Origin of the sequence: Streptomyces sp. NPDC050388 (assembly GCF_040655635.1) — a bacterium.
GTDB lineage: Bacteria > Actinomycetota > Actinomycetes > Streptomycetales > Streptomycetaceae > Streptomyces.
Genome location: NZ_JBFAKH010000003.1, coordinates 13633 through 38165 on the forward strand (window position 1 = coordinate 13633; position 24533 = coordinate 38165).

Annotated in this window: 17 protein-coding genes and 1 pseudogene; 14 read left to right on the top strand and 4 right to left on the bottom strand. The window is 72.3% G+C overall.

All coding sequences use genetic code 11. The annotated features are described in order from the left end of the window. The first annotated feature begins 134 nt into the window (after positions 1 to 134). Positions 135 to 962, top strand: coding sequence for an enoyl-CoA hydratase family protein (locus tag AB0I73_RS02530; protein ID WP_363032990.1), 828 nt, complete (start codon positions 135 to 137; stop codon positions 960 to 962). Next, the gene (locus tag AB0I73_RS02535) at positions 947 to 3268 is read left to right on the top strand and encodes a bifunctional salicylyl-CoA 5-hydroxylase/oxidoreductase (RefSeq protein WP_363032992.1); all 2322 of its coding nucleotides are present in this window, start codon (positions 947 to 949) and stop codon (positions 3266 to 3268) included. The genes AB0I73_RS02530 and AB0I73_RS02535 overlap by 16 nt, the downstream gene beginning before the upstream one ends. Positions 3269 to 3289: 21 nt before the next feature. Here the strand turns inward: AB0I73_RS02535 and AB0I73_RS02540 are convergent, their stop codons facing one another. Further along, positions 3290 to 4111 carry a PaaX family transcriptional regulator C-terminal domain-containing protein gene (locus tag AB0I73_RS02540; protein ID WP_109381584.1) on the bottom strand — a complete coding sequence of 274 codons (822 nt, stop codon included), beginning with the start codon at positions 4109 to 4111 and terminating at the stop codon, positions 3290 to 3292. Positions 4112 to 4669: 558 nt separating this feature from the next. Between AB0I73_RS02540 and AB0I73_RS02545 the strand changes: the two genes are divergently transcribed. The 3 genes and pseudogenes from AB0I73_RS02545 to AB0I73_RS02555 all read left to right on the top strand — a co-directional run. Further along, the gene (locus AB0I73_RS02545; RefSeq protein ID WP_363032994.1) at positions 4670 to 5473 is read left to right on the top strand and encodes a polysaccharide deacetylase family protein; all 804 of its coding nucleotides are present in this window, start codon (positions 4670 to 4672) and stop codon (positions 5471 to 5473) included. Continuing rightward, positions 5473 to 6654 carry a YncE family protein gene (locus tag AB0I73_RS02550; RefSeq protein ID WP_363032996.1) on the top strand — a complete coding sequence of 394 codons (1182 nt, stop codon included), beginning with the start codon at positions 5473 to 5475 and terminating at the stop codon, positions 6652 to 6654. Before AB0I73_RS02545 ends, AB0I73_RS02550 begins: the two co-directional genes overlap by 1 nt. A 281-nt stretch (positions 6655 to 6935) precedes the next feature. Further along, positions 6936 to 7136, top strand: a pseudogene (locus AB0I73_RS02555) (hypothetical protein); the annotation flags it as partial. 42 nt (positions 7137 to 7178) lie between these two features. Here AB0I73_RS02555 and AB0I73_RS02560 read toward each other — a convergent pair. Beyond that, complete coding sequence (locus tag AB0I73_RS02560; RefSeq protein WP_363032998.1) at positions 7179 to 8633, bottom strand: ricin-type beta-trefoil lectin domain protein; 1455 nt, start codon at positions 8631 to 8633, stop codon at positions 7179 to 7181. 456 nt (positions 8634 to 9089) lie between these two features. Here AB0I73_RS02560 and AB0I73_RS02565 point away from each other — a divergent pair, with 456 nt between their 5' ends. After that, complete coding sequence (locus AB0I73_RS02565; protein ID WP_363033000.1) at positions 9090 to 9266, top strand: hypothetical protein; 177 nt, start codon at positions 9090 to 9092, stop codon at positions 9264 to 9266. 202 nt (positions 9267 to 9468) lie between these two features. Next, entirely contained in the window at positions 9469 to 10347 is an 879-nt protein-coding gene (locus AB0I73_RS02570) for a serine hydrolase (RefSeq protein ID WP_363033002.1), read from the top strand. A 136-nt stretch (positions 10348 to 10483) separates the two neighbouring features. Here AB0I73_RS02570 and AB0I73_RS02575 read toward each other — a convergent pair whose 3' ends face one another. Then, positions 10484 to 12139: an AMP-binding protein gene (locus AB0I73_RS02575; protein WP_363033004.1), complete on the bottom strand. Its 1656-nt coding sequence runs from the start codon at positions 12137 to 12139 to the stop codon at positions 10484 to 10486. Between the two features lie 148 nt (positions 12140 to 12287). Between AB0I73_RS02575 and AB0I73_RS02580 the strand changes: the two genes are divergently transcribed. From AB0I73_RS02580 to AB0I73_RS02595, 4 genes are all read left to right on the top strand, one after another. After that, on the top strand, positions 12288 to 13415 hold the full coding sequence (locus AB0I73_RS02580) for an acyl-CoA dehydrogenase family protein (RefSeq protein WP_363033006.1): 1128 nt from the start codon (positions 12288 to 12290) through the stop codon (positions 13413 to 13415). Continuing rightward, the gene (locus AB0I73_RS02585; protein WP_363033008.1) at positions 13412 to 13810 is read left to right on the top strand and encodes a RidA family protein; all 399 of its coding nucleotides are present in this window, start codon (positions 13412 to 13414) and stop codon (positions 13808 to 13810) included. Before AB0I73_RS02580 ends, AB0I73_RS02585 begins: the two co-directional genes overlap by 4 nt. Before the next feature lie 149 nt (positions 13811 to 13959). Further along, positions 13960 to 14400: a DUF6299 family protein gene (locus tag AB0I73_RS02590; RefSeq protein WP_363033010.1), complete on the top strand. Its 441-nt coding sequence runs from the start codon at positions 13960 to 13962 to the stop codon at positions 14398 to 14400. A gap of 109 nt (positions 14401 to 14509) precedes the next feature. Beyond that, positions 14510 to 15355: a hypothetical protein gene (locus AB0I73_RS02595; RefSeq protein ID WP_363033012.1), complete on the top strand. Its 846-nt coding sequence runs from the start codon at positions 14510 to 14512 to the stop codon at positions 15353 to 15355. A 54-nt stretch (positions 15356 to 15409) separates the two neighbouring features. On the opposite strand, the gene AB0I73_RS02600 is transcribed toward AB0I73_RS02595, so the two are convergent. Beyond that, positions 15410 to 16471, bottom strand: coding sequence for a helix-turn-helix domain-containing protein (locus tag AB0I73_RS02600; protein ID WP_363033014.1), 1062 nt, complete (start codon positions 16469 to 16471; stop codon positions 15410 to 15412). 256 nt (positions 16472 to 16727) lie between these two features. Here AB0I73_RS02600 and AB0I73_RS02605 point away from each other — a divergent pair, with 256 nt between their 5' ends. The 3 genes from AB0I73_RS02605 to AB0I73_RS02615 all read left to right on the top strand — a co-directional run bounded on the left by AB0I73_RS02605 (position 16728) and on the right by AB0I73_RS02615 (position 24449). Continuing rightward, the gene (locus tag AB0I73_RS02605) at positions 16728 to 17102 is read left to right on the top strand and encodes a hypothetical protein (RefSeq protein ID WP_258308598.1); all 375 of its coding nucleotides are present in this window, start codon (positions 16728 to 16730) and stop codon (positions 17100 to 17102) included. A 263-nt stretch (positions 17103 to 17365) separates the two neighbouring features. Then, on the top strand, positions 17366 to 19411 hold the full coding sequence (locus AB0I73_RS02610) for a flotillin family protein (RefSeq protein WP_363033016.1): 2046 nt from the start codon (positions 17366 to 17368) through the stop codon (positions 19409 to 19411). A 76-nt stretch (positions 19412 to 19487) separates the two neighbouring features. Continuing rightward, the gene (locus AB0I73_RS02615; protein WP_363033018.1) at positions 19488 to 24449 is read left to right on the top strand and encodes a DNA repair ATPase; all 4962 of its coding nucleotides are present in this window, start codon (positions 19488 to 19490) and stop codon (positions 24447 to 24449) included. Positions 24450 to 24533: the final 84 nt, after the last annotated feature.

Sequence of the window (24533 nt, forward strand, 5' to 3'; positions counted from 1 at the left end):
ACCCGGATCCATCTGTCGCGCACTCCTGACGACAGTCATAGATGAATGATAGCTTCGCGGGGTAGAGCTCAGTGAGCAGGGCAGCAGCCGCAGTGCGAGACCGCGCGGCGCGCCCGCCCGAGGAGGCCGCCCTCATGAGTCCCTTCACCGGCTCCGCCGCCCGCACCCCCCGCTGGGAGCATCTGCGCGTCGACCTCGCCGACGGCGTCGCCACCATCACCCTCGCCCGCCCCGACAAGCTCAACGCGCTCACCTTCGGCGCCTACGCCGACCTGCGCGACCTGCTCGCCGAGCTGTCCCGGGAGCGGGCGGTGCGGGCCCTGGTGCTGGCCGGGGAGGGGCGCGGCTTCTGCTCCGGCGGTGACGTCGACGAGATCATCGGCGCGACCCTCGGCATGGACACCGCCCAGCTCCTCGACTTCAACCGGATGACCGGGCAGACCGTACGGGCGATCCGGGAGTGCCCGTTCCCGGTGATCGCCGCGGTGCACGGGGTCGCGGCGGGCGCCGGTGCCGTCCTCGCCCTGGCCGCGGACTTCCGGGTCGCCGATCCCACCGCCCGCTTCGCCTTCCTCTTCACCCGGGTCGGCCTGTCCGGCGGCGACATGGGCGCCGCCTATCTGCTGCCCCGGGTGGTCGGCCTCGGCCACGCGACCCGGCTGCTGATGCTCGGCGAACCGGTCCGGGCGCCCGAGGCCGAGCGGATCGGCCTGATCAGCGTCCTCGCCGACGACGGCGGTGCCGACGAGGCCGCCCAGGCACTCGCCCGCCGCCTGGCCGACGGCCCGGCGCTGGCGTACGCCCAGACCAAGGCACTGCTCACGGCCGAACTGGACATGCCCCTGGCCGCCGCCGTCGAGCTGGACGCCGCCACCCAGGCCCTGCTCATGAACGGTGAGGACTACGCCGAGTTCCACGCGGCCTTCACCGAGAAGCGCCCCCCGAAATGGCGGGGGCGGTAGCCGTGCCGGACACCGGAGCCGGGACGGGCGCCGGCGTCCGGAGGGTCGCGGTGATCGGGGGCGGGCCCGGCGGTCTGTACGCGGCGGCGCTGCTCAAACGTCTCGATCCCGCGCGCGAGGTCACCGTCTGGGAGCGCAACGCCCCCGACGACACCTTCGGCTTCGGCGTCGTCCTGTCCGACGAGACCCTCGGCGGCATCGAGCACGCCGACCCGGTGGTCCACGCGGCGCTCCGGGCGGACTTCGTCCGCTGGGACGACATCGACATCGTCCACCGCGGGGTACGCCACACCTCCGGCGGCCACGGCTTCGCCGCCCTCGGCCGGCGCCGGCTGCTGGAGATCCTGCACGACCGTTGCCGCTCCCTCGGCGTCGACCTGCGCTTTCGCGCCGAGGCGCCGGACCCCGCACACCTGGCTGGGGCGTACGACCTGGTGATGGCCGCCGACGGGGTGCACAGCGGCACCCGCGCCGCCTTCGCGGACGCCTTCCGGCCCCGGATCACCGAGCACCGCTGCCGCTACATCTGGCTGGCCGCGGACTTCGCCTTCGACGCCTTCCGCTTCGAGATCGCCGAGACCCCGCACGGCGTGATGCAACTGCACGGCTACCCCTTCTCCACCGACGCCTCCACGGTGATCGTCGAGATGCGCGAGGAGGTGTGGCGGGCCGCCGGGTTCGGTGAACTCGACGAGGAACAGTCGATCGAGCGCTGCGCCAAGATCTTCGCCGACGCCCTCCGCGGCCGCCCGCTGCGGTCCAACAAGTCGACGTGGACGGCCTTCCGCACGGTCGTCAACGACCGCTGGTCACACGGCAACGTCGTGCTCCTCGGCGACGCCGCCCACACCGCCCACTTCTCCATCGGCTCCGGCACCAAGCTCGCCGTCGAGGACGCCCTGGCCCTGGCCGCCTGCCTGCGGGAACACCCCACGCTGCACGCCGCGTTGAATGCGTACGAGACGGAACGGCGGCCCGTGGTCACCTCCACCCAGCGGGCGGCACGGGCCAGCCTGGAGTGGTTCGAGGACCTGGAGCTGTATCTCGCGGAGCCGCCCCGGCAGTTCGCCTTCAACCTGCTCACCCGCAGCCGCCGCGTCACCCACGACAACCTGCGCCTGCGCGACGCCCGCTTCACCGGGGCCGTGGAGCGCGAGTTCGGCTGCCCGCCCGGCACGCCCCCGATGTTCACCCCGCTGCGGCTGCGCGAACTGACCCTGCGCAACCGGGTCGTCGTCTCACCCATGGACATGTACTCGGCCACCGACGGCGTCCCCGGCGACTTCCACCTCGTCCACCTGGGCGCCCGTGCGCTGGGCGGAGCCGGGCTGGTCATGACGGAGATGGTGTGCGTGAGCGCCGAGGGACGCATCACGCCCGGCTGCGCCGGTCTCTACACCGACGGTCAGGCCGCGGCATGGCGGCGGATCACCGACTTCGCGCACGCGGCGGCACCCGGCACCGCGATCGGCGTACAGCTCGGCCACAGCGGCCGCAAGGGCTCGACCAAGCTGATGTGGGAGGGCATGGACGAACCGCTGGACACCGGCAACTGGCCCCTCGTCGCCGCCTCCCCCCTGCCCTACCGGCCGGACAGCCAGACCCCGCACGAGCTGACCGGCACCCAACTCGACGACATCCGTGATCAGTTCGCCTCGGCGGCCGAGCGGGCCGCGCACGCCGGGTTCGACCTGCTCGAACTGCACTGCGCCCACGGCTATCTGCTCTCCGGCTTCCTCTCCCCGCTGACCAACCGCCGCACCGACGCCTACGGCGGCCCGCTCGAGCACCGGCTCCGCTTCCCGCTGGAGGTCTTCGACGCCGTCCGTGCGGTGTGGCCGGAGCAACGGCCCATGACCGTCCGCCTCTCCGCCACCGACTGGGCCGACGGCGGCACCACGGCCGAGGACGCCGCCGCGATCGCCCGCGCCTTCGCCGCGCACGGCGCCGACGCGATCGACGTGTCCACCGGGCAGGTCGTGTCCGACGAGAAGCCGGAGTTCGGCCGTTCCTACCAGACGCCGTTCGCCGACCGCATCCGCCACCGCGCCGGTGTCCCCGTGATCGCCGTCGGCGCGATCTCCTCCTGGGACGACGTCAACTCGCTGATCCTGGCCGGACGCGCGGACCTGTGCGCGCTGGCCCGCCCCCACCTCTACGACCCGCACTGGACCCTGCACGCGGCGGCCGAGCAGGGCTACGAGGGGGAGGGCGTCGTCTGGCCCGCGCCCTACCTGGCCGGCCGCAGACCCCCGCGGACCGGTCGCACGGACGCCCCCAGACCCCGGCTGACCCTGGGGAACTGACGAGACGACCGGCCCGTGGAGTCACAGTCCGGCGAAGTCGGCCCCCGCGTCCCGCAGGCGTTCGTGCAGGCCGTGGAAGACGCTCGCCGACCGCGTCCCCGGCCAGTCGGCGGGCAGCAGGCCGGCGGGCAGACCCGGGTCGGTGTAGGGGAGGTGGCGCCAGGAGTCGAGGGCGAGGAGATAGTCGCGGTAGGCCTCCTCGGGCGGGGTGTCCGCACGCTCCCGCCAGGCGTCCAGCACCCGCGCGTGGCGCTCCAGGAACGCCTCGTGCTCCTTCGCGATCCCCTCGAGGTCCCACCAGCGGGCGACCGCCTCGGCGGTGGGCGCGTAACCGAGGTGCTCACCGCGGAAGAAGTCGACGTAACCGTCCAGCCGCAGCCGCTGCAGGGTGTGCCGGGTCTCCTCGTAGAGCCGGGCGGGCGCGATCCACACACCGGGCGCGGCGGTGCCGAAACCGAGGCCGGACAGGCGGGAGCGCAGGAGGTGCCGCTTCTGGCGCTCGGACTCCGGTACGGAGAACACCGCGAGCACCCAGCCCTCGTCACCGGGTGCGGCGGTCGCGTAGATGCGGCGGTCACCGTCCTCCAGCAACTGGCGGGCGTCCGGCGACAGTTCGTAGCCGGCCGCGCCCTGCGCGGTACGGGCCGGGAGGAGCAGCCCGCGCCGCTTGAGCCGGGACACCGAGGAACGCACGGAGGGGGCGTCGACGCCGACCGCGGCCAGCAGCCGGATCAGCTCGGCGACGGGTACGGGGCCCGGCACGAAACGGCCGTAGGCGCCGTAGAGCGTGACGATGAGAGACCTCGGAGCGTGCTGCGCGGACTGGTCGGACACGTTGATCATCTTAGGTCGTCTTGATCAACACCGTTGCGTTCGGCTTCTGAGCTGTACGTCGAACCCTGCTGAACAGTGCGACGAGACCACCTGACAGATCAGTGATCGGCGAAGAAACTTGATCAAGATCAGGGGTTCCGTTGCAGGAGAAGTCTGTCATCACGTCCATGATCGAAACAGCCCGGGCCCGGTATCCGGCCGGGCCGGGCCGATTACCGGCGGGGCCTGGCGGATGTCTTCCTCGCCCGCCGGGGGCACGTTCGCTGATCACCAGGTCGGCCTGGCAGCACAGCGGAAATACGGGGTGTGTGCACGGCCGTGTGGGGAGACCTGGCCCGGGTCGGTGGGGGTCGTGCCACCGACCATGGCAAATGGGGGATCCCGACGCCAAAGCCGCAAGGTTGGCAATTGGTTCCATTCATCTCCGCATGAGGAATGAATCTTAGGTACGGCGTGCCACCCACCTGGTTCTCGGTGCGTAATCATGAGGATCATCGGATGTTTCATCGATCTTGCGGGGAAAGCTTCGACACGTACATTTCGATCATTTCACCTTACGGTGTGCACATGAACGGTCGCGAGACGCCGGTGCACCGCCGCAGCGCCCTGCGCTCGGGCGCCGGAGCGCTCCTGGCAGGCGTACTCACCGCAGGCTGTACGGACAACCGTGGCACCGCTCATGCTTTCCCTGCCCGCGCCGACCCGCCTCCCCGTGTGCGGAAGGTCCCGGGCGCCGTACGCCCCGCACCGGGTCCCCGCCGCTTCCCCGGCCGCCCGGTCCAGATCGAGTACGGCCCCCGCAACCGCGCCCGCGTCGCCCTCACCTTCCACGGCCAGGGCGACCCCGCCCTGGCCCGTACCGTCCTCGCCGAAGCCGAACGGACCGGAGCCCGGCTCACCGTCCTGGCCGTCGGCAGCTGGCTCGACGACCACCCCGCCATGGCCCGCCGGATCCTCGACGGCGGCCACGACCTCGGCAACCACACCCAGAGCCACCTCGACATCTCCACGATGGACGAGGCGCAGGCGTACGCCGAGATCACCGGCTGTGCCGAACGCCTGCGCCGCCTCACCGGCTCCATCGGCACCTGGTTCCGCCCGTCGCGCACCCGGTACGCCACCCCGCTCGTCCAGCGCCTCGCCGGCCGGGCCGGCTACCCGCACGTCCTCTCCTACGACGTGGACTCCCTCGACTTCACCTCTCCGGGCGTCGCCGCCGTCACCCACAAGGTCGCCGGCGAACTGCGTAACGGGTCCGTGGTCAGCCTGCATTTCGGCTACCCGGACACGGTTGCCGCACTGCCCCTCCTGCTCACCGAAATCAGCCGGCGCCGACTGCGCGCGGTGACGACCACGGAGTTGCTGACCTGATGCTTCCCTCCCCGCGCACTACCGCTGCCGCCCTGCTCGCGGGCGTGCTCGTCGCCGCACTGACCGCCTGCGCCGGCGACGAAGGCCGGCCCGCTCAGTCCCGCACCGAGGCCGCGGCGCCGACCGAGCCCGGGCGGGCCGACCCCTCGCCGGGACTGCCCGGGATGCCGCCCGTGCTCGACCCGAAGGACATCTACGCGGCCGACCGGGCGGGAAAGCTCGCACCGGCGGTCAAAGACTTCCCGTCCCGGGTGTACGTCCCCAACAACGGCTCCCACACGGTGTCGGTGATCGACCCGTCGACGTACAAGGTCATCGAGACCCTCCCCGTCGGCAACCAGCCGCAGCATGTCGTCCCGTCCTGGGACATGAAGACCCTTTGGGTCAACAACAACCTCGGAGACAGCCTCACGGCCATCGACCCGGCCACCGGGAAGATCGGCCGCACCGTAAAGGTCTCCGACCCGTACAACCTCTACTTCACCCCGAACGGCAAGTACGCCGTCGTCATGGCCTCGATGGACCGTGAACTGGTCTTCCGTGACCCGAAGACCATGGAACGGGCCAAGACCGTCCCGGTGAGCTGCGCGGGCGTCAACCATGCCGACTTCACGGCGGACGGACGGTACTTCATCGTCTCCTGCGAGTTCTCCGGCGAACTCCTCAAGGTCGACACGGAGAAGATGAAGGTCGTAGGGCAGCAGAAGCTGCCGATGAAGGGCGCGATGCCACAGGACGTCAAACTCTCGCCGGACGGCAAGACCTTCTACATCGCCGACATGATGGCGCACGGCGTATGGGTGCTCGACGCCGAGAAGTTCACCACCCCGAAACTGCTGCCCACCGGCAAGGGCTGCCACGGGCTCTACATCAGTCGTGACTCCAGACGGATGTACGTCACCAACCGGAACGAGGGATCGATCTCCGTCTTCGACTTCGCAGCCGACAAGCTGACCGAGAAGTGGCACCTGCCCGACGGCGGCAGCCCCGACATGGGCGGAGTGTCCGCGGACGGCAAGGTGCTGTGGCTGTCCGGGCGTTACGACGCCGAGGTGTACGCGATCGACACCACCAGCGGCAAGCAGCTGGCCAGGATCCCGGTCGGCGACGGACCGCACGGGCTGGCCGTCTACCCGCAGCCCGGCCGCTACTCGCTCGGCCACACCGGTGTCTTCCGCTGACCGCACCCCACCGCACCGTCGGCAGCGACCGTCCCGGTCCACCGGGAAACAGCAGTGCCCCCACCGGGCTGTTCCACGAGGACGGTGCCGCCGTCGGCACCCGGGACGTCCCGCGCGCCGCGGTTGCCAGGACTCGTGCACGTGACTCGGCCATGCCTCCATGACCGATGACCGGCCGCCGCGCGGTCACCGCTCGCTCCGGAAAATCCGACCACATCGGCAACGCTTGACGAGGGGCGGAACAGCGGCGGACCTGGAGTCGGCACGCAAGGCATCCGAGCGGTTCGACCAGAACGGCGACAGCGGGCATGGTCCTGGCGGAAACGGCCGGGCCCGCCGTGGTGGGCGTCGTCTGGCTGGGCGACCGGCCCCGCGACGGTCTCCAGTGGCCGGCGGTCGCGGGATCCGTGGCGGCGGTGGCGGGAGCACTGGCCCTGACGCCATTCGGCGGCGCGGCGGCCGAGGGTTCGAGCCGGCCCTGAGCCGCCGTCGTGAAGCCGCGGGGCGGGGAGGTGGCCGGGTCGTCAGCCGCCCCAGCGCCAGTAGATTTCGGGCCGGGGCCGGGCGCCGCAGCCGGAGAGCTTCAGCTCGGGGCTCTGCCGGTCGCGGTCGTCCCAGCGGGCGGGGAGTTCGCGGTCGTCCTGGTACAGACAGCGGTCCGCACTCCCGGAGATCCGCCAGGCCGTGCGCTTCCAGGTCGCGCTCCGCCACGGCTCACGGTTCCACTGCTGGCTCCGGCGACCGGGCTCGCACCGCGTGAGCCCGACCGCCGGTGCGAGCGCGGTCAGGCAGGAGCCGCGGTCGTCGCGGGGCCTGATCGTGCCGTCGTGCCCCATGTCCCACTTCTGCGCGGCTGATCCGTCGCAGCCGCGGATGCCGACCGCGCCGGCGTTCGGCATGCCGGCGTGGAGGCACTGTGCCGGATTCCTTCCGGCGAAGTACGTGGTCCGCCCGATGTCCCCGAGGATCTCCCCCGCGCGTGGAGCCCGGTGGATCTGCTCGTACTGGCGGTGGATCCACAGGCTCCAGTCCTTCCGGAGCGGGCCCTTGAAGGGGGCGACGTTCGCACACGTTCCGGTGGCGCGGCACTTCCAGTGGGCAAGGTACCAACGCGCCGCCTCGTCCTTCTGAGCCGACTCCCCGGGGGTGAGATTCGCCTTGAGCGGAGACATGGTGTAGCCGAGGTAGGAGGACACGGGAATCTCGAGCGCGTAGCCCACCCTGCGGAAGTACCGGGCGCCGACGCCGTGGTCGCTGTGATCGACGCCGCCGCCGAGGCCGAAGGCGAACGACGCGTTGTCGTGATCCATCGTCAGGATGCGCGCCGCCCCGCTGAGGCGGACCAGTTCGGTCAGCACCGCGAGCAGCCGGTCCTCCGTGTAGCTCTCGGCACCCTGGAACGGCTCGATGCTCTTTTTGCTCCCGTCGAACAGCCTGAGCAGACTGTTCGGCTCCTGGCCGTGCGGGAGGCCGTCGTGGAGGTCCAGGAAGGTCAGCCGCACATCGGTGTGCCGGGCCTTGTCCGTGAGCCGGTAGGACTTGACCCGGAGGCCGTCCGCCCGCACATCCGCCCGTTCCCAGCGGTTGGCCGCCCCCGCCATCTCCGCGTAGGCCGCCCGTACCCCGTACTCCCTGCGGTCCACGTACTCCAGCGCCTCGACCCGGTTCTTCTTGCCGTCGTCGCCGGCGGTCAGGTACACCGTGTCGACCGGGCATCCGGAGCGGATGGTCTGTCCGATCTCCGGGTTCAGGAAGAACAGGTCGTCATCAGGATGTGCCACGCCGACCAGGGTGCGCCGGCACTGCCCCGGGTCCTCCGCGTGCGCGGCCGGACGGGACGCCCCGGTCGTCGTGCCCGCCCCGGGAGCAGAATCCGGCATAGCCGAGCAGGCAGGGCCCAGCAGGGCGCAGACGACCAGTGCCGCCGCGGTCGCCGGCGTACGGGAGGAACAGCCCGGGTGACGCTTTCTCCAGCCCACCGAGGGCTCCTTTCACGGCAGCGGATCTCCTGACGGAGGATCTTCCAACGGGCGGAGCGGAAGCGACCGACACACCGACGAGCAGCCCGGAGACTTGCGCCGGAACTCCGGATGCCTCGTCCCCTCGTCGCCTTCTCGGTGGCCCCGCAAAGGGCACCTGACCTCCGGAATCGGCATGACTTTCTCCCCCTGCCGAACGTATGGCGCCGTCCGTTCGGATTGCACTCGATCGCCGTCCAGTGCTCCGGGAGGTGTCCCCGTCGCCGGTCAGCGCGCAGTCGAAGCAGCCGAAGGCCGGGCCGAAGGCGGCCGGGTAGCTGTGCGGCGCGGCCTCGACGGGGGCTTGGAACAGGTCGTCACAATTGCCGCGGCGTCAGTCCGGGGCGGCGGCCGGGGCGTCGGCTTGTTGGGCGAAAACACGTCGGCCGACCGGGACCCCCTGCGCCCACGCCGACCATGCGTGCGAGGCCGACCGCCCGCGCCGCCGGCCTGCGCGGCCCCGAGCGCGAGGGCATCGACGGGGCCGTGAACCACCTGACCGGCAAGGTCGAGCACCCGCGCCACGACGCCGCCCTGGAACGCGGCCGGCCGATCGCCACCGGCGTCATCGAGGGTGCCTGGTGTGCCACTTGATCAAAGGACAGCCGGGCACGGCGGCTGTCGTGCGGCTCCTGACCAGGTCCGCGCTTTCGTCGGCCGCCAGCCCTATGAGACTTCTCACAATTCGGGTCGAAACGGGTTCGCGGTGACGTGGGTCACTTCGCCTGATGCGTGGTTTGCCTATCTTTGCCGTGCAGTTCCCCTTTGTCCGTCCATTGCCGAGGCCTGCCTGACCATGCCCTACCCGTGTTCTGTACCGCGTTCGAAGACCTCAGTCAGGCGCCGTGGCATCTGCGCCGGTGTGCTCCTGGCCTCGGCGGCGACCCTCTTCTCCCTCGGTGCGCTGCACGCGGCACCCGCGCCCACGCCGTCGGAGCAGACCCATGCCACGGTCGGCGTCCATGCCGCGGTGCAGCCCCAGAGCAAGGCGCGGGTGTCGGCGGCGGTGCTCAGCCTCGACGGCGGGAGCCGGAGGCCGTTGCTGTACGGCGAGGACGCCCTGTACGACACCGCCAGCATCATCAAGGTCGACATTCTCGCGGCGCTGCTGCTGCAGGCCCAGGACGAGGGCCGGCATCTCACCGCCCGTGAACGCGCGCTGGCCGAACCGATGATCCGGAACAGCGACAACGCGGCGACGAGCACCCTGTGGCGCGAGATCGGCCGGGCACCGGGCCTGGAGGCGGCCAACAAGCGCCTGGGACTGACCTCGACCAAGGGAGGTCCCGACACGAAGTGGGGGCTGACGCAGACGACCGCGAGTGACCAGATCAGGCTCCTGCTCTCCGTGTTCGACAGCGCTGCGACGTCGAAAACCGGCTCCCCGCTGAACAAGGAGTCCCGGGCCTACGTCCAAACCCTGATGAGTCGCATCGCGAGCGACCAGGCGTGGGGTGTCTCGGCGGCCTCCGGCGCCGAGTACGCGTTGAAGAACGGCTGGCTGCAGCGCACCGCCTCCGGGCTCTGGGACGTCAACAGCGTCGGCCAGGTCACGGTGGACGGACACCGCTACCTCGTCGCCGTGCTGTCGGACGGCAGCGCGTCGATGAGCGAGGGCATCTCCCTGGTGGAGCGGACGGCCCGGCAGGCCGTGACCGCGTCCGCCCGGACCTGACGAGCCGACACCCCCTCGCCTGCCCGCGGGCGTCACCGCCGGCCTCGCCGGATCCAGTGGGCGCGGCGCTGAGGACTTCCGTGCCTCGGAGCGACGGTGTTGTCGTCTTGATCCACTCCGGTCCCCGGCACCGGTGTCACCCCTGGTCGGCTCCCGTGCCGACGACGGTGCGCAGGCGGAACCGCTGGAGTTTGCCGGTCGCGGTGCGCGGCAGCGCGTCCAGGAAGACGATCTCGCGCGGGCACTTGTACGGGGCGAGTTCCGACTTCACGAAGGCGCGCAGGGCCTCGGCGTCCCGCTCGGCGCCCTCCTTGAGGACCGTGTACGCCACCACGACCTGGCCGCGCCTCTCGTCGGACCGCCCGACCACCGCCGCCTCCAGGACGTCCGCATGGCGCAGCAGGGCGTCCTCGACCTCGGGGCCCGCGATGTTGTACCCGGCCGAGACGATCATGTCGTCGGCGCGGGCGACATAGCGGAAGTAGCCGTCGGGCTCGCGGACATAGGTGTCGCCCGTGACGTTCCAGCCGCCGCGCACGTACTCCCGCTGGCGCGGATCGGCGAGATAGCGGCAGCCGACGGGCCCGCACACCGCGAGCAGCCCCGGCTCGCCGTCGGGCACGGGAGTGCCGTGGGCGTCCTGCACGCGCGCCCGCCACCCGGGGACCGGGACCCCCGTGGTCCCGGGTCTGATGTCCTCGTCGGCGGCGGAGATGAAGATGTGCAGCAGTTCGGTGGCGCCGATGCCGTTGATGACCCGCAGCCCGGTGCGCTCGTGCCAGGCCCGCCAGGTCGCGGCCGGCAGGTTCTCGCCCGCCGAGACGCAGCGCCGCAGCGACGAGATGTCGGGTCCACCGGGTCCACCGGGTGCACTGTGCCCGTTGAGGGTCTCGAGCATCGCCCGGTAGGCCGTGGGCGCGGTGAACAGCACCGACACCCGGTGCTCGGCGATCGCGGTCAACAACTGTGCGGGATGCGCCTGTTCGAGTAGCAGCGCGCTGGCGCCCGCCCGCAGCGGGAAGACCACGAGACCGCCCAGGCCGAAGGTGAAGCCGAGCGGCGGACTGCCGGCGAACACGTCGTCCGCCTCCGGCCGCAGGACGTGCCGGGAGAAGGTGTCCGCGACCGCGAGCACGTCCCGGTGGAAGTGCATGCAGCCCTTGGGGCGGCCGGTGGTGCCCGAGGTGAAGGCGATCAGCGCCACGTCGTCCGCCGCGGTGTCCACGGCCTCGTACGGCGTGCCGGGCGCCGGACGGTTCAGCAGGTCGTCCGGCGCGTCACCGCCGTACGGGGTGATCCGCAGGCCCGGGATCTCCGCCTTGGCGAGGTCGTCGACGGCCCGGACGTCGCACAGCGCGTGCCGTACGTCGGCGATCCCGCAGATGGTGCTCAGCTCGTGCGGACGCTGCTGGGCCAGCACGGTGACGGCGATCGCGCCCGCCTTGAGCACCGCCAGCCAGCAGGCGGCGAGCCAGGGCGTGGTGGGGCCGCGCAGCAGCACCCGGTTGCCGGGGACGACGCCGAGGTCGCCGGTGAGGACGTGGGCGAGCCGGTCCACGCGGGCGCGCAGCTCGCCGTAGGTCCAGGTGCCGCCGTCGGGGGTGCGGAACGCCGGGCGGTCGCCCGGCGGGCCGTGCAGCAGCTCGGCGGCGCAGTTCAGCCGTTCGGGGTAGTCCAGCTCCGGCAGGTCGAAGCGGAGTTCGGGCCACTGACCGGGTGGCGGGAGGTGGTCGCGGGCGAAGGTGTCGAGGTGCCCGGTGGGGTGCGGGTGCCCGGTGGCCCGTGGATTCATGACGGTTCGCCCCCTCGGCGTGGTGGGCTCGCCTCAGGAGCGTATCGCGTTGATGACGGCAGTCAACGGTTCGCGATAGCCTGACGGGGTTCACTCGGACGAGCCTCATGACGGGCCTCATCGGGCGCGGGGAGGGAAGGAACCGGCGATGACCGCATTCTCGCTCGAACCGGAACGACTCGCCTGGTGCGCCCGGTTGCGTGCGCTGGCCGCCGAGCGCCTGCGCCCGCTCGCCGAGGAGGGCGCACCGGGCCGGGTCAACCGGCCCCTCGTCGCTGAACTCGGCACCCTCGGCCTGTTGCCCCGCCTGTTCACCTCCGGCGCGCTCGACCTGTGCCTGATGCGCGAGTCCCTGGCCCACGGCTGCACCGAGGCGGAGACCGCCCTCGCCCTCCAGGGCCTGGGCGCGCACCCCGTGCACGCCCACGGCGCCGAGGAGCTGCGGGCCCGCTGGCTGCCCCGGGTGGCGGACGGCACGGCGATCGCGGCGTTCGCGCTCAGCGAGCCGGGGGCCGGCTCGGACGCGGCGGCGCTCGCTCTGACCGCAGACCCGGACGGCCCCGGCCGCTGGCGGCTCACCGGCGAGAAACGCTGGATCTCCAACGCACCCGAGGCCGACTTCTACACCGTCTTCGCCCGCACCACCGCCGGCGCCGGTGCCCGGGGCGTGACCGCCTTCCTGGTGCCCGCCGACCGTCCGGGCCTCACCGGCACCGCCCTCGACATGCTCTCCCCGCACCCCGTCGGAGCCCTCTCCCTCGACGCCGTGCCGGTGAGAGCCGACGACCTGCTCGGCGAGGTGGACCGCGGCTTCCGGGTCGCCATGGGCACCCTCAACCTGTTCCGGCCCAGCGTCGGCGCGTTCGCGGTCGGCATGGCGCGGGCGGCGCTGGACGCCACCCTCGAGCACACCGCCGGACGCGAGGCGTTCGGCGGCCGGCTGAGCGATCTGCAGGCGGTGTCCCACCAGGTCGCCGAGATGGCCCTGCGCACGGAGTCGGCCCGCCTGATGGTGTACGCGGCCGCCGCGGCGTACGACGCGGGCGCCCCCGATGTCCCGCGCCGTGCCGCCATGGCCAAGCTGCTGGCCACCGAGACCGCGCAGTACGTCGTCGACCGGGCCGTCCAGCTGCACGGCGCGCGGGCGCTGCAACGCGGGCACCTGCTCGAACACCTCTACCGCGAGGTCCGCGCCCCCCGCGTCTACGAGGGGGCCAGCGAGGTGCAACGGGACATCATCGCCAAGGAGTTGTACAAGAGCCTGGAGAGCCGATGACCACCGAGCGCGTCAACCCGCCCGACCTGTCCCCACCGGCCGGCTTCTCGCACGCCGTCGTCGCCACCGGCTCCAGGACGGTGTTCCTGGCCGGCCAGACCGCCCTCGACGGCGACGGGAAGGTCGTCGGCGACACCCTGCCCGAGCAGTTCACCCGGGCCCTCACCAACCTCCTCACCGCCCTGCGCGCCGCCGGCGGCACCCCGGCCGACCTGGCCCGCGTCACCGTCTACGCCACCGACGTCGCCGCGTACCGCCTCCACGCCCGCGAACTCGGCCGCGTCTGGAGGAGGTTGGCCGGCACCGACTACCCCGCGATGGCGGTGGTCGAGGTCGCCCGCCTGTGGGACGAGCAGGCGATGGTGGAACTCGACGGCTTCGCCCTGCTGCCCTGACCCCCTGCGACCCCTGACCCCACGGTGAGGCGGGCGGCCCCCCGATGGCCGGTGCCAAATCGCCACCGAAGGGGTGAGGGTCACCGCTCCCGGCCCGCCCTCCCGGTACTGATGGAGGCCCCCATTCCTCTTTTTCCGGAGGCTTCCCCATGTCCGTACGTCCCTTCCTCGGCGCGGCAGCCGGCGCGGCGCTGCTGCTGCTCGGGTCCGCCGTGGCGGCACCCGCGGCGGCTGCGTCCGCCGCCCCCCGCGCGAGCGTGACGGTGGCTCCAAAGGGCCGGATCGCCGCCGACGGCACCGTCACCCTCTCCGGCACGTACCGCTGCTTCGAGGGCTCCGGGCCGGTCCTCGTCGGCTCCTCCGTGCACCAGGGCCTCTCCACGGTCCGCTACGGCATCGGCGGTACCCGTGCCGTGTGCGACGGTAAGAAGCGCCGGTGGGAGAACACCGGGAGAGCCCCCTCCGCCGCTCTGAGGGCCGGCGCGGCCGACGTCGAGGCCACCCTCCTGGAACTGCGCCCCTTCGGCGGCATCCCGCTGCCCGTCTTCCACGCGGTGCGGCGACAGGACGTCACGCTGGTCCAGGACTGAACGGACGGCGCCCGCCCCGCCGTTCTGCCGCGGTCCGGAAGCCTCTCGGCGCCGGTTCTGCCGTCCCCGGGCATGGACGGGCGTGCGGTCGGCCCGACAGGCTGACCGCATGGTCTCTCTCCGCCACACGGTGGTGCTCGCCCCCGTTCCGCGCGCCTGGCTCGTCGACGCTCTCGCCGCTGTGGTGGAGTCGGCGGAGAGCAGCCGGGCGGAGGCGGGACGGGTACTGCTGCCGGACGGGAGCGTGCTGCCGGACGTGCGGCTGACCGAGGGGCGCCACCTCCGGCCCGGTGCGGTGTACGAGGGGGTGCTCGACGAGAGCGAGAGCGAGAGCGAGGACGGGGAAGAGAACCGGGCCGGGACCGCGGCCGGGGACACGGAGGAGAAGCGGGCGCCGGGGGACCCCGGGGAGTCGCTTCGGATCACCGTGCGGGAGTGGGACCGGCGCCGTGCGCTGCGGCTGGGGATCGCCGCGTCCGAGGCGGACGCCGTCCTGGTGGGGGAGGTGGCCCTGCGCAGCCCGGACCGGCCGCGTGAGGCCGAGATCAAGGGGAGGGCACGGATCGACGGCGTGTGGTCCGTGCTGTCCCGGCCGACGGGCCGGGCCCGGCTGCGGCTCGACGACTGGTGGACCGCCACGGACACCGGGCGGGCCCCGCGCTCCGCGCCGCTTCGGGCCCGGCTGGAGTGCGGCGCGGCGCGGGTGGAACTGCGGGCGGTACCGCGGCCGGACCCCGTCGACGACGGGTGGGAGGTGACGGTCGCCGTGCGGATACGGGGCCGCCGCCTGTTCCGCCCGGTGGCGGCCCTCGCCCTCCGTCTGGGCCGGCGACGACTGCAACGGGCCCTGACCGACGCCCTGGAGGACCTGGCCACGCACTGGAACACCGAGGTGCCCCGCCTCACGGCGATGGACCGCGACGCCATCCGCCGGGAGATCCTGCCCCCTGCCTGAGGCGAGCGGGCCCGGACGCCCGGCAACCGGGATGAGTCGTGAACTCCTCGGAAATCAGAGCTCGTTGGCCGGCCAGGCCAGCAGGCGGGCGCCGATGACCGAGGTCTGGAGCATGTAACGGTGCGCCGGGTCCGACGGATCGGCGCCGGTGAGCTTGTGGATGCGTTCCAGACGGTACGTCAGCGCCCGCACGCTCAGTGAGAGCCGTCGGGCCGCCTCCGCCGCGACACAACCGGAGTCGAAGTACGCGGTGAGCGTGTCGAGGAGGGGCTCCGCGCCGCCCCGGGCCGTGGTGAGCGGACCGAGGGTGTTGTGGACCAGATCGGCCATCGCCTGGCGGTCGCGGGCCAGGACGGGGTAGACGAGCAGATCGGCGGCGTGCAGCAACGGCTCGTCGAACCCCAGCCGTTCGGCTATCTCCAGGGTGCGCAGGGCCTCTTCGTAGGAGTGGACGACACCGCCGGGCCCGGACTGCGGGCGGCCGATGGCGATCTGGCCGCCGTCGGTGGCGGCGTGCGCCTGCTTGGCGAAGTGGGTGAGCACCTCGCCGTGGTGACCCGGCGCGACGCACAGCAGCCGCCCGTCCTTGGTGGTGAGCAGGATGCTGCGGTCACCGAACCGGGCGAGGAGGGCCTGTTCCACCCGTCGCGGCACGGCGTCCCCCTCGTCGTAGGCGACGGGGCCCCGGGCGACGGCGACGGCGTGCTCCTGGGACAACCGCAGTCCGAAGCGGTCGGCGCGTTCGGAGAGCCGGCCCAGGTCGCTGCGCCCGTGGAGCAGATCGTCGATGAACTCCCGCCGGGCCGCCTCCTCCCGACGGACCGCCAGCCGCTGCGCCCGCTCGTAGCCCTCGGCGAAGGCGTCCACGGCCTGCTGGACGGCGGAGAGCGCCGCCTCGGCCGAGTCGGTGTGGCCGCGCGGCCAGGCGTCGCGTGCGGCGGTCAGATGGGTGCGCACCAGGGCGCGCAGTCCGAAGCCCGCCTCCGCGGCGCGTTCCCCCAGTGCTTTCCGGGAGGCCAACTCGTCCCGGGAGAGGCGCCGGCCGGTGGCCGCGACCTCCTCCAGGATCTGGGCATAACCTTCGAGATACTCCTCCGGAATCTCCCGCTCTGCCACATCGCCCCTTCGATTTTGACGCGCCCTTGACGCCGTCTTGATGCGTCGTTGATGCCCTACCCGGCATGAAGACCCTAGTGAACATTGCCGGGTTCCGGCAATGCGCGGACGGCCCGGCAGTGGGCAACATGGTCCGCGGGGAGCACCGCGGATGGTTCCGGTGCCCGGCACCGGCAGGCGTCGGGCACCGAACCCGAGGGGACCGGTGCTGCCGCCGGTACGAGCCGCGAACGGGAAGGGGGGGACGGAAATGCACATGATCGCAGAGGCCGCCACGGGCCTGCCCACCCTCCTGTTCACCACGGCTCTCGTCGTGGCGGCCTGCTTCTGGCTGTTGGTGGCCGTGGGTGTCACCACCCCCCACGCCTTCGACTCGGACGCGGATCTCGACGCCTGGGGGATGGGCGGGGTGCCGGTCGCTCTCGCGCTCTCCCTGCTGGCCCTGTTCGCCTGGCTGCTGGCCACCGGCGCGACCGTGCTGCTGGCCGTCCACGTCCCCGACGGGGCCGCCGCGAGGTCGCTGCGCCTGCCGGTCGTGTTCGCCGCGTTGCTCGCCGCCTGGCGGCTGACCCGCTTCTTCGTGCGCCCGTTGCACCGGCTCCTGCCCGACGAACCCGAGCCGTCCCGGTAGTTCCGCGGGCTCGGAGGGAACCGGGACGGTACGCCGCACGTGTCTCGTGACGGAGCCGGTCGACGGCTCCCGCGCAGGCCGAGCGTGCCACGCGACCACGCCGCACCACCACGCCGTACGAGCCGTCCGGGCTCTCCGGGCTCTCCGGGCTCTCTGAGTTTCCCGAGCCGAGCCGCACCGGGAGGCTCCGCCCGCTCCACTTCTCGACGCCCGGCGTCGACCTGTCACTTCTGTCCGCCACAAAGCCCTGAAGGACGTGTCCCATGGATGCTGCCACCGTGGGTGTCGCCGTGCTCGTCGGCGTCTGCCTGCTCCTCGTGTTCGCCGCCCTGTTGATCATGACCAAGCTGTTCCGCAAGGTGGAGCAGGGCAAGGCGCTCATCGTCTCCAAGATGCGCAAGGTCGACGTGACCTTCACCGGGCAGGTCGTGCTGCCGGTGCTGCACAAGGCCGAGGTGATGGACATCTCGGTGAAGACCATCGAGATCACCCGGGCCGGCAAGGAAGGCCTGATCTGCCAGGACAACATCCGCGCCGACATCCGCATCACGTTCTTCGTCAAGGTCAACAAGACCGTGCAGGACGTCATCAAGGTCGCCCAGGCGGTCGGCACCGCGCGGGCCAGCGACCGCAACACCCTGCAGGAACTGTTCCACGCGAAGTTCTCCGAGGCGCTGAAGACCGTCGGCAAGCAGCTGGACTTCACCGACCTCTACACCAAGCGCGAGGAACTGCGGTACCGGATCATCGAGGTCATCGGGGTCGACCTCAACGGTTACCACCTCGAGGACGCGGCGATCGACTTCCTGGAGCAGACGCCGCTGTCCCAGCTGGACCCGGGCAACGTGCTCGACGCGCAGGGCATCCGCAAGATCACCGAGCTGACGGCCATCGAGCACGTCCGCACCAATGAGGCCCAGCGCGGCGAGGAGAAGGAGATCACCCGGCAGAACGTCGACGCGCGGGAGGCGATCCTGGAGCTGGAGCGCCGCCAGGCCGACGCGGAGATCAAGCAGCGCCGGGAGATCGAGACCGTACGGGCCCGTGAGGAGGCCGAGACGGCGCGGGTGGTGGAGGAGGAGCGGCTGCGCGCGCAGAGCGCCTTCCTGCGCACCGAGGAGCAGCTCGGCGTGCAGCGCGAGAACCAGGCCCGCGAGGTCGCCGTCGCCGCCAAGAACCGCGAGCGGGTCATCGCGGTGGAGAGCGAGCGCATAGAGAAGGACCGGATGCTGGAGGTCATCGCCCGCGAGCGGGAGACCTCGCTGACCCGGATCGCCGCCGACAAGGAGGTCGAGGCGGAGAAGCGGGAGATCGCCGAGGTCGTCCGGGAGCGGGTCGCGGTGGACCGTACGGTCGCCGAGCAGGAGGAGTCGATCAAGAAGCTGCGGGCCGTGGAGGAGGCGGAGCGGCAGCGCCAGGCCGTGATCATCGCCGCCGAGGCCGAGGCGCAGGAGAAGCTGGTCAAGGACATCAAGGCCGCCGAGGCCGCCGAGCAGTCCGCCACGCACCGTGCTGCCGAGGAACTGACCCTGGCCGAGGCCCGGTTGAAGACCGCCGACCTGGACGCGCAGGCGAAGCTGCGGATGGCCGAGGCCGTCCAGGCGGAGGCCGCCGCCGAGGGGCTCGCCGCCGTGCAGGTCCGCGACAAGGAGGCCGAGGTCATCGAGAAGGCCGGCCGTGCCGAGGCCGGGGCGGCCGAGGCCCGGATGCGTGCCGAGGCCGAGGGCGCGCGGGTCAAGGCGCTCGCGGACGCGGAGGCCATCAGCGGGAAGCTCAGGGCGGAGGCGGCCGGCCTCACCGAGAAGGCGGCGGCGATGGCCGCACTGGACGAGGCGTCCCGCGGTCACGAGGAGTACCGGCTGCGGCTGGAGGCGGAGAAGGACGTACGGCTCGCCGGTCTGGAGGTGCAGCGGCAGGTCGCCGAGGCGCAGGCCACGGTCCTCGCGACCGGCCTGGAGGGCGCCGACATCAACATCGTCGGCGGGGAGTCCGTGTTCTTCGACCGGCTGATGTCGTCGATCTCCCTCGGCAAGAGCGTCGACGGGTTCGTCCAGCACTCCGAGACCGCCCAGGCCCTCGCCGGGCCCTGGCTGGACGGCAGGGCGAGCTTCACCGACGACCTGAGCCGGATGCTGGGCTCCGTCTCCAGCGCCGACGTACAGCACCTGACGGTGTCCGCGCTGCTGATGCAGCTGATGAAGGCGGGCGGCGAGAACACCGGACAGCTTCAGCAACTGATTGAAAAGGCTGGGGAGTTGGGACTTGCGGACACTCCGCTGGCCGCGTTGAACGGCCACGTGAGGGCCTGACGCGCCCGACCACCCCCATCGGGAGCCGCCGCACAGGGGACGGCGGCTCCCGACCGCTCCCTCCCGAGAGGCAGCCATGAGCACCGGCACCCACGAGACGCCCGACACCCGCGCCAACGCCCCGGCCGACACCGACACCGGTACCGGCCCCGGCACCGGCTTCCACGGGTCGGTCGACGGCGGCACCTACCAGGTGCTGCGCGACCGGCTGTCCGCGCAGGCCGCCGAACTGGCCCGCCGCACCGAGGCGTTGAACCGGCAGAGGATCGAGGCGTTCGGCTCCGCCGAACTGCGCCTCACCGGCACCGAACGGCTGCGCACCGACCGCACGAGCGTGCCCCGCGACATCGTCGCCGTGGGCGACGTGCTCCTCTTCGGCTACGGCGCCCGGCCCCGCCCGGACACGGACACCGCCGTCGGAGACGTCCTCGCCGCCCACGACCGCGCCTTCAACCGGCTGCCCGACGACGCCGTACCCGGACTCCTCGACGACCCCGCCTTCGTACGGGAGTTCGCCGCCCTGCACCGCTACTACCGCCAGGCACGCCTGCTGCGGCTGCGCCGCGTGGACGGCAAACTGCTCGCCGTCTTCCAGACCGGCGAGAAGGCCGGCGACATCCGCGTCCTGCGCTGGTCGGTGACCGAGGACGGCCGCGCCGCCTTCCTCGACGCGCGCGGCGACCGCGACCACGCGCGCACCCCGGACCCGGACATCGAATGGACCCGCACCACCCGCGAGGACCACGTCCTCGGCCGGCACCCGCACGTCTCCGTCCAGGGCGAGGTCTTCGTCGACACCCTCGGCGGCACACTCACCGTCAGGTCGCAGAGCGACACCGAGACCCCCGAGGGCATCCACAGCGAACCGGTCGACGAACCGCTCCAGTCCCTCGCCGACGCGGAGGTCTCCTACGCCCGCGTCGGCGCCCTGATCCTGCTGCGCGTCCTGCCCTACAAGGAGACCGCGCACCGCCACCTCGTCTTCAACACCCTCACCCGGACCGTCGTCCGCCTCGACGGCGTCGGACAGGGCTGCCGGCGCCTGCCCGAGGACCAGGGCATCGTGTTCCCCGGCGGCTACTGCCTGGCCGCCGGCCCCCACAAGACGTACGAACTCGACACGACCGGCATGGAGTTCGAGCGCGAGGTGCGCTCACCCAACGGCGAGGACGTGCTGTACGCCTTCCACGCACCCGGCCGGGGCCGTGCCCTGCTGCTGTCGTACAACGTGATCCGCGAGGAGGTCGCCACCCCGCTGACCTGCCACGGCTGGGCCCTGTTCGACGACGGCGCGCTCACCCTGCTGCGGCCCGACGGCGACGAACCGGCCCGCGTCCACCCGCTCCAGCAGTGGCACTCGCCCTACGTCTCCGACACCCACGCCGCCGCGCAGCCCGTCGGCGACGGCCCCCTCGACCGGGTCGGCAACGCCGACCTCGTGCGCGGCGTCTCCGACTGCCTGGCCCTGGCCCGCTCCGTCACCGAGACCACCCCGACCACCGAGGTGTACGAGGCCCTGGTCGCCGCCTGCGTCCGCACCGCGGACGCCCACCACTGGCTGGCCGACCCCGAACTCGGCGACCTGCACGCCCCGTTGGAGCAGGTGCGCGGCACCGCCGAACAGGTCCTGGTCGAGTTCGAGACCGTACGCGACCTCTCCCGCCGAGCCGCCGAAGCACTCGACGAGGCGGCCGACCGCATCGCCTCCGTGGTACGCCGACTGCGCGGAGAACAGCCCCGCGAGGCCACCGCCTGGGTCGCCGGACTCACCGAACTCCGCCACGCCCAGGGCCACCTGCTGACCCTGAAGGAGATGCGGTACGCCGACCACGCCCGCATCGACGAACTCGCCGCCGACGCCGGGCACGACCTCGCCTCCTTCGGACAGCGCGCGGTCACCCACCTCGCCCACGAGGACGCCTTCGCCGCCCACCACGCCGACGTCGAACGCCTCGTCGCCGACGCGGAGGCGATCGGCACCGCCGCCGAGGCGGCCCCGGTCGCCACCCGCCTGGACGAACTCGCCGACGGACTGAGGACGGTGACCGAGGTCGTCGCCGGCCTCGACATCGGCGACGCGACCGTCCGCACCGCCGTACTGGAACGCGTCGCCGAAGCCCTCGGCGGCGTCAACCGCGCCCGCGCCACCCTCGACGCCCGCCGACGCGGCCTGCGCGACCGGGAGGCGCGCGCCGGATTCGCCGCCGAGATCGCCCTGCTCGGCCAGACGGTCACCGGCGCCCTCGCGGCCGCCGCCGACCCCGAGTCCTGCGACGAACAACTGACCCGCGTACTGGCCCAGTTGGAGACCCTGGAGTCACGTTTCGCGGAGTTCGACGATGTCCTCGGCGAACTCGCCGACCAGCGCACCGAGATCTACGAGGCGTTCGCCGCCCGCAAACAGAGCCTCACCGACGCCCGCGCCCGCCGCGCCGAACAGCTCGCCTCCGCCGCCGACCGCGTCCTCGCGACGATCGCCCGGCGCTCCACCACCCTCGCCGACACCGACGAGGTGAGCACCTACTTCGCCTCCGACCCACTGGTCGCCAAGGTCCGCCGCACCGCCGGTGAACTGCGCGAACTCGGCGACCGGGTCCGGGCCGAGGAACTCGACGGACGCCTCCGCTCCGCCCGGCAGGAAGCCGCCCGCGCCCTGCGCGACCGCACCGACCTCTACGCCGACGGCGGCCGCGCCATCCGCCTGGGCGGCCACCGCTTCGCCGTCACCACCCAGCCCCTCGACCTCACCGTCGTCCCGCACGGCGACACCCTCGCCTTCGCCCTCACCGGCACCGACTACCGCAGCCCCGTCACCGACCCCGCCCTCACCGACGGCCGCCGCCACTGGGAGCGGCACCTGCCCTCCGAGTCGCCCGAGGTCTACCGCGCCGAACACCTCGCCGCCCGCCTCCTGCACGAGCACGGCCCCGACGCCCTGAACGGCGCCGACGACCTCGAGGCGCTGGTGCGCCGGGCCGCCGAGGAGGCCTACGACGAGGGATACGAGCGCGGCGTCCACGACCACGACGCCACCGCGATCCTCACCGCCGTGCTGCGCCTGCACGACGGGGCCGGAGTCCTGCGCCACGAGCCCGCCGCCCGCGCCCTCGCCCTGCTGCACTGGACCCACGCCACCACCACCGAGGAACGCGCCGACCTCACCCGCCGGGCCCGCTCCCTCGCCCGGGTCCGCGACGCCTTCGGCCCGCCCCCGGCACTCGCCGAACTGCACACCGAACTCGCCCGCACGATCGCCGACCGGCACCCCGACGCGACCGCCCGACCGGAAGCCTGCGCCGCCTACCTCTTCGACGAACTCACCACCGGTCCCGACGGGTTCGTCATCAGCGCGCAGGCCCGCACCCTGCTCGACAAGTTCCGCCGCACCGTCGCGACCGAGGCCTACGACGAGGACCTGCCCGCCCTCACCGACCTCACCGCCCGCCGCCAACTCGTCGAGGCCTGGCTGTCCGCGTACGCCACCGCCACCGGCACCCACCTCACCCCCGGCGACCTCGCCGAGGCCGTCGCCGCCGAACTCTGCCCCGACCAGCCCCGCCACGAGTCCGACGCGCCCCTCACCACCACCGTGGAGGGCCTGCTCGGCACCCACCCCCGCATCACCGACCGGCGTCTGGCCCTCCGCCTGGACGAATTCCTGGCCCGCACACAGGAGTTCAGGGAGCACGACACCCCTGCCTTCCGCGCCTTCCAGCGCCGCCGCACCGCCCTGGTCGACGCCGAACGCACCCGGCTGCGCCTGGACGACCACCGCCCGCGCGTGATGTCGACCTTCGTCCGCAACCGCCTCGTCGACGAGGTCTACCTCCCCCTCATCGGGGACAGCCTCGCCAAACAGCTCGGCACCACCGGCGAGTCCGCACGCACCGGCACCGGCGGACTGCTGCTCCTGGTCTCCCCGCCCGGCTACGGCAAGACCACCCTCATCGAATACGTCGCCGACCGGCTCGGCCTCGTCCTGGTGAAGATCAGCGGCCCCGCGCTCGGCCACACGGTCACCTCCCTCGACCCGGCCGAGGCACCGAACGCCACCGCACGCCAGGAGATCGAGAAGATCAACTTCGCGCTGGCCGCCGGCAACAACACCCTCCTCTACCTCGACGACATCCAGCACACCTCGCCCGAACTCCTCCAGAAGTTCATCCCGCTCTGCGACGCCACCCGCCGCGTGGAGGGCGTGTGGGAGGGCGAGCCGCGCACCTACGACCTGCGGGGCAAGCGGTTCGCCGTCTGCATGGCCGGCAACCCGTACACCGAGTCCGGTGAACTCTTCCGGGTGCCCGACATGCTGGCCAACCGCGCCGACGTGTGGAACCTCGGCGACGTCCTCACCGGCAAGGACGACGCCTTCGCGGCCAGCTTCGTGGAGAACGCCCTCACCGCCAACCCGGTGCTCGCCCCGCTCGCCGGACGCGACCGCGCCGACCTCGACCTGCTGATCCGCCTCGCCGAGGGCGACCCCACGGCCCACGCCGACCGGCTCACCCATCCCTACGCCCCCACCGAACTGGACCGCGTCCTGGCCGTACTGCGCCACCTGCTCACCGCCCGCCGCACGGTCCTCGCGGTCAACGCGGCCTACATCGCCTCCGCCGCCCAGTCCGACGACGCCCGCACCGAACCGCCGTTCCGCCTCCAGGGCTCCTACCGCAACATGAACAAGATCGCCCAGCGGATCCAGCCGGTCATGAACGACGCCGAACTCACCGCCGTCATCGACGACCACTACACGGCCGAGGCCCAGACCCTCACCACCGGGGCGGAGGCGAGCCTGCTCAAACTCGCCGAACTGCGCGGCACCCTCACCCCCGCGCAGGCCGACCGCTGGGACGAGGTGAAGGCCGCCCACCTCCGCACCCGCACCCTCGGCGGCCCCGAAGACGACGCTCTCACCCGCGCGGTCGCCGCCCTCGCCCTCCTCGGCGACCGCATCGCCGCCGTCGAGTCGGCCATCACCCGGGCGGCCGGCCCCCGGGGCGCGGGCCGGGGACCCTCGGGGGATCGGAACGTCATCTGAAGGACTGTGAATTCCCTTAGAGGAAAGGGGTTTATCTACGCGCGAAGATGATCCGGCTGAATGATCATTCAGGCATTACGGGCG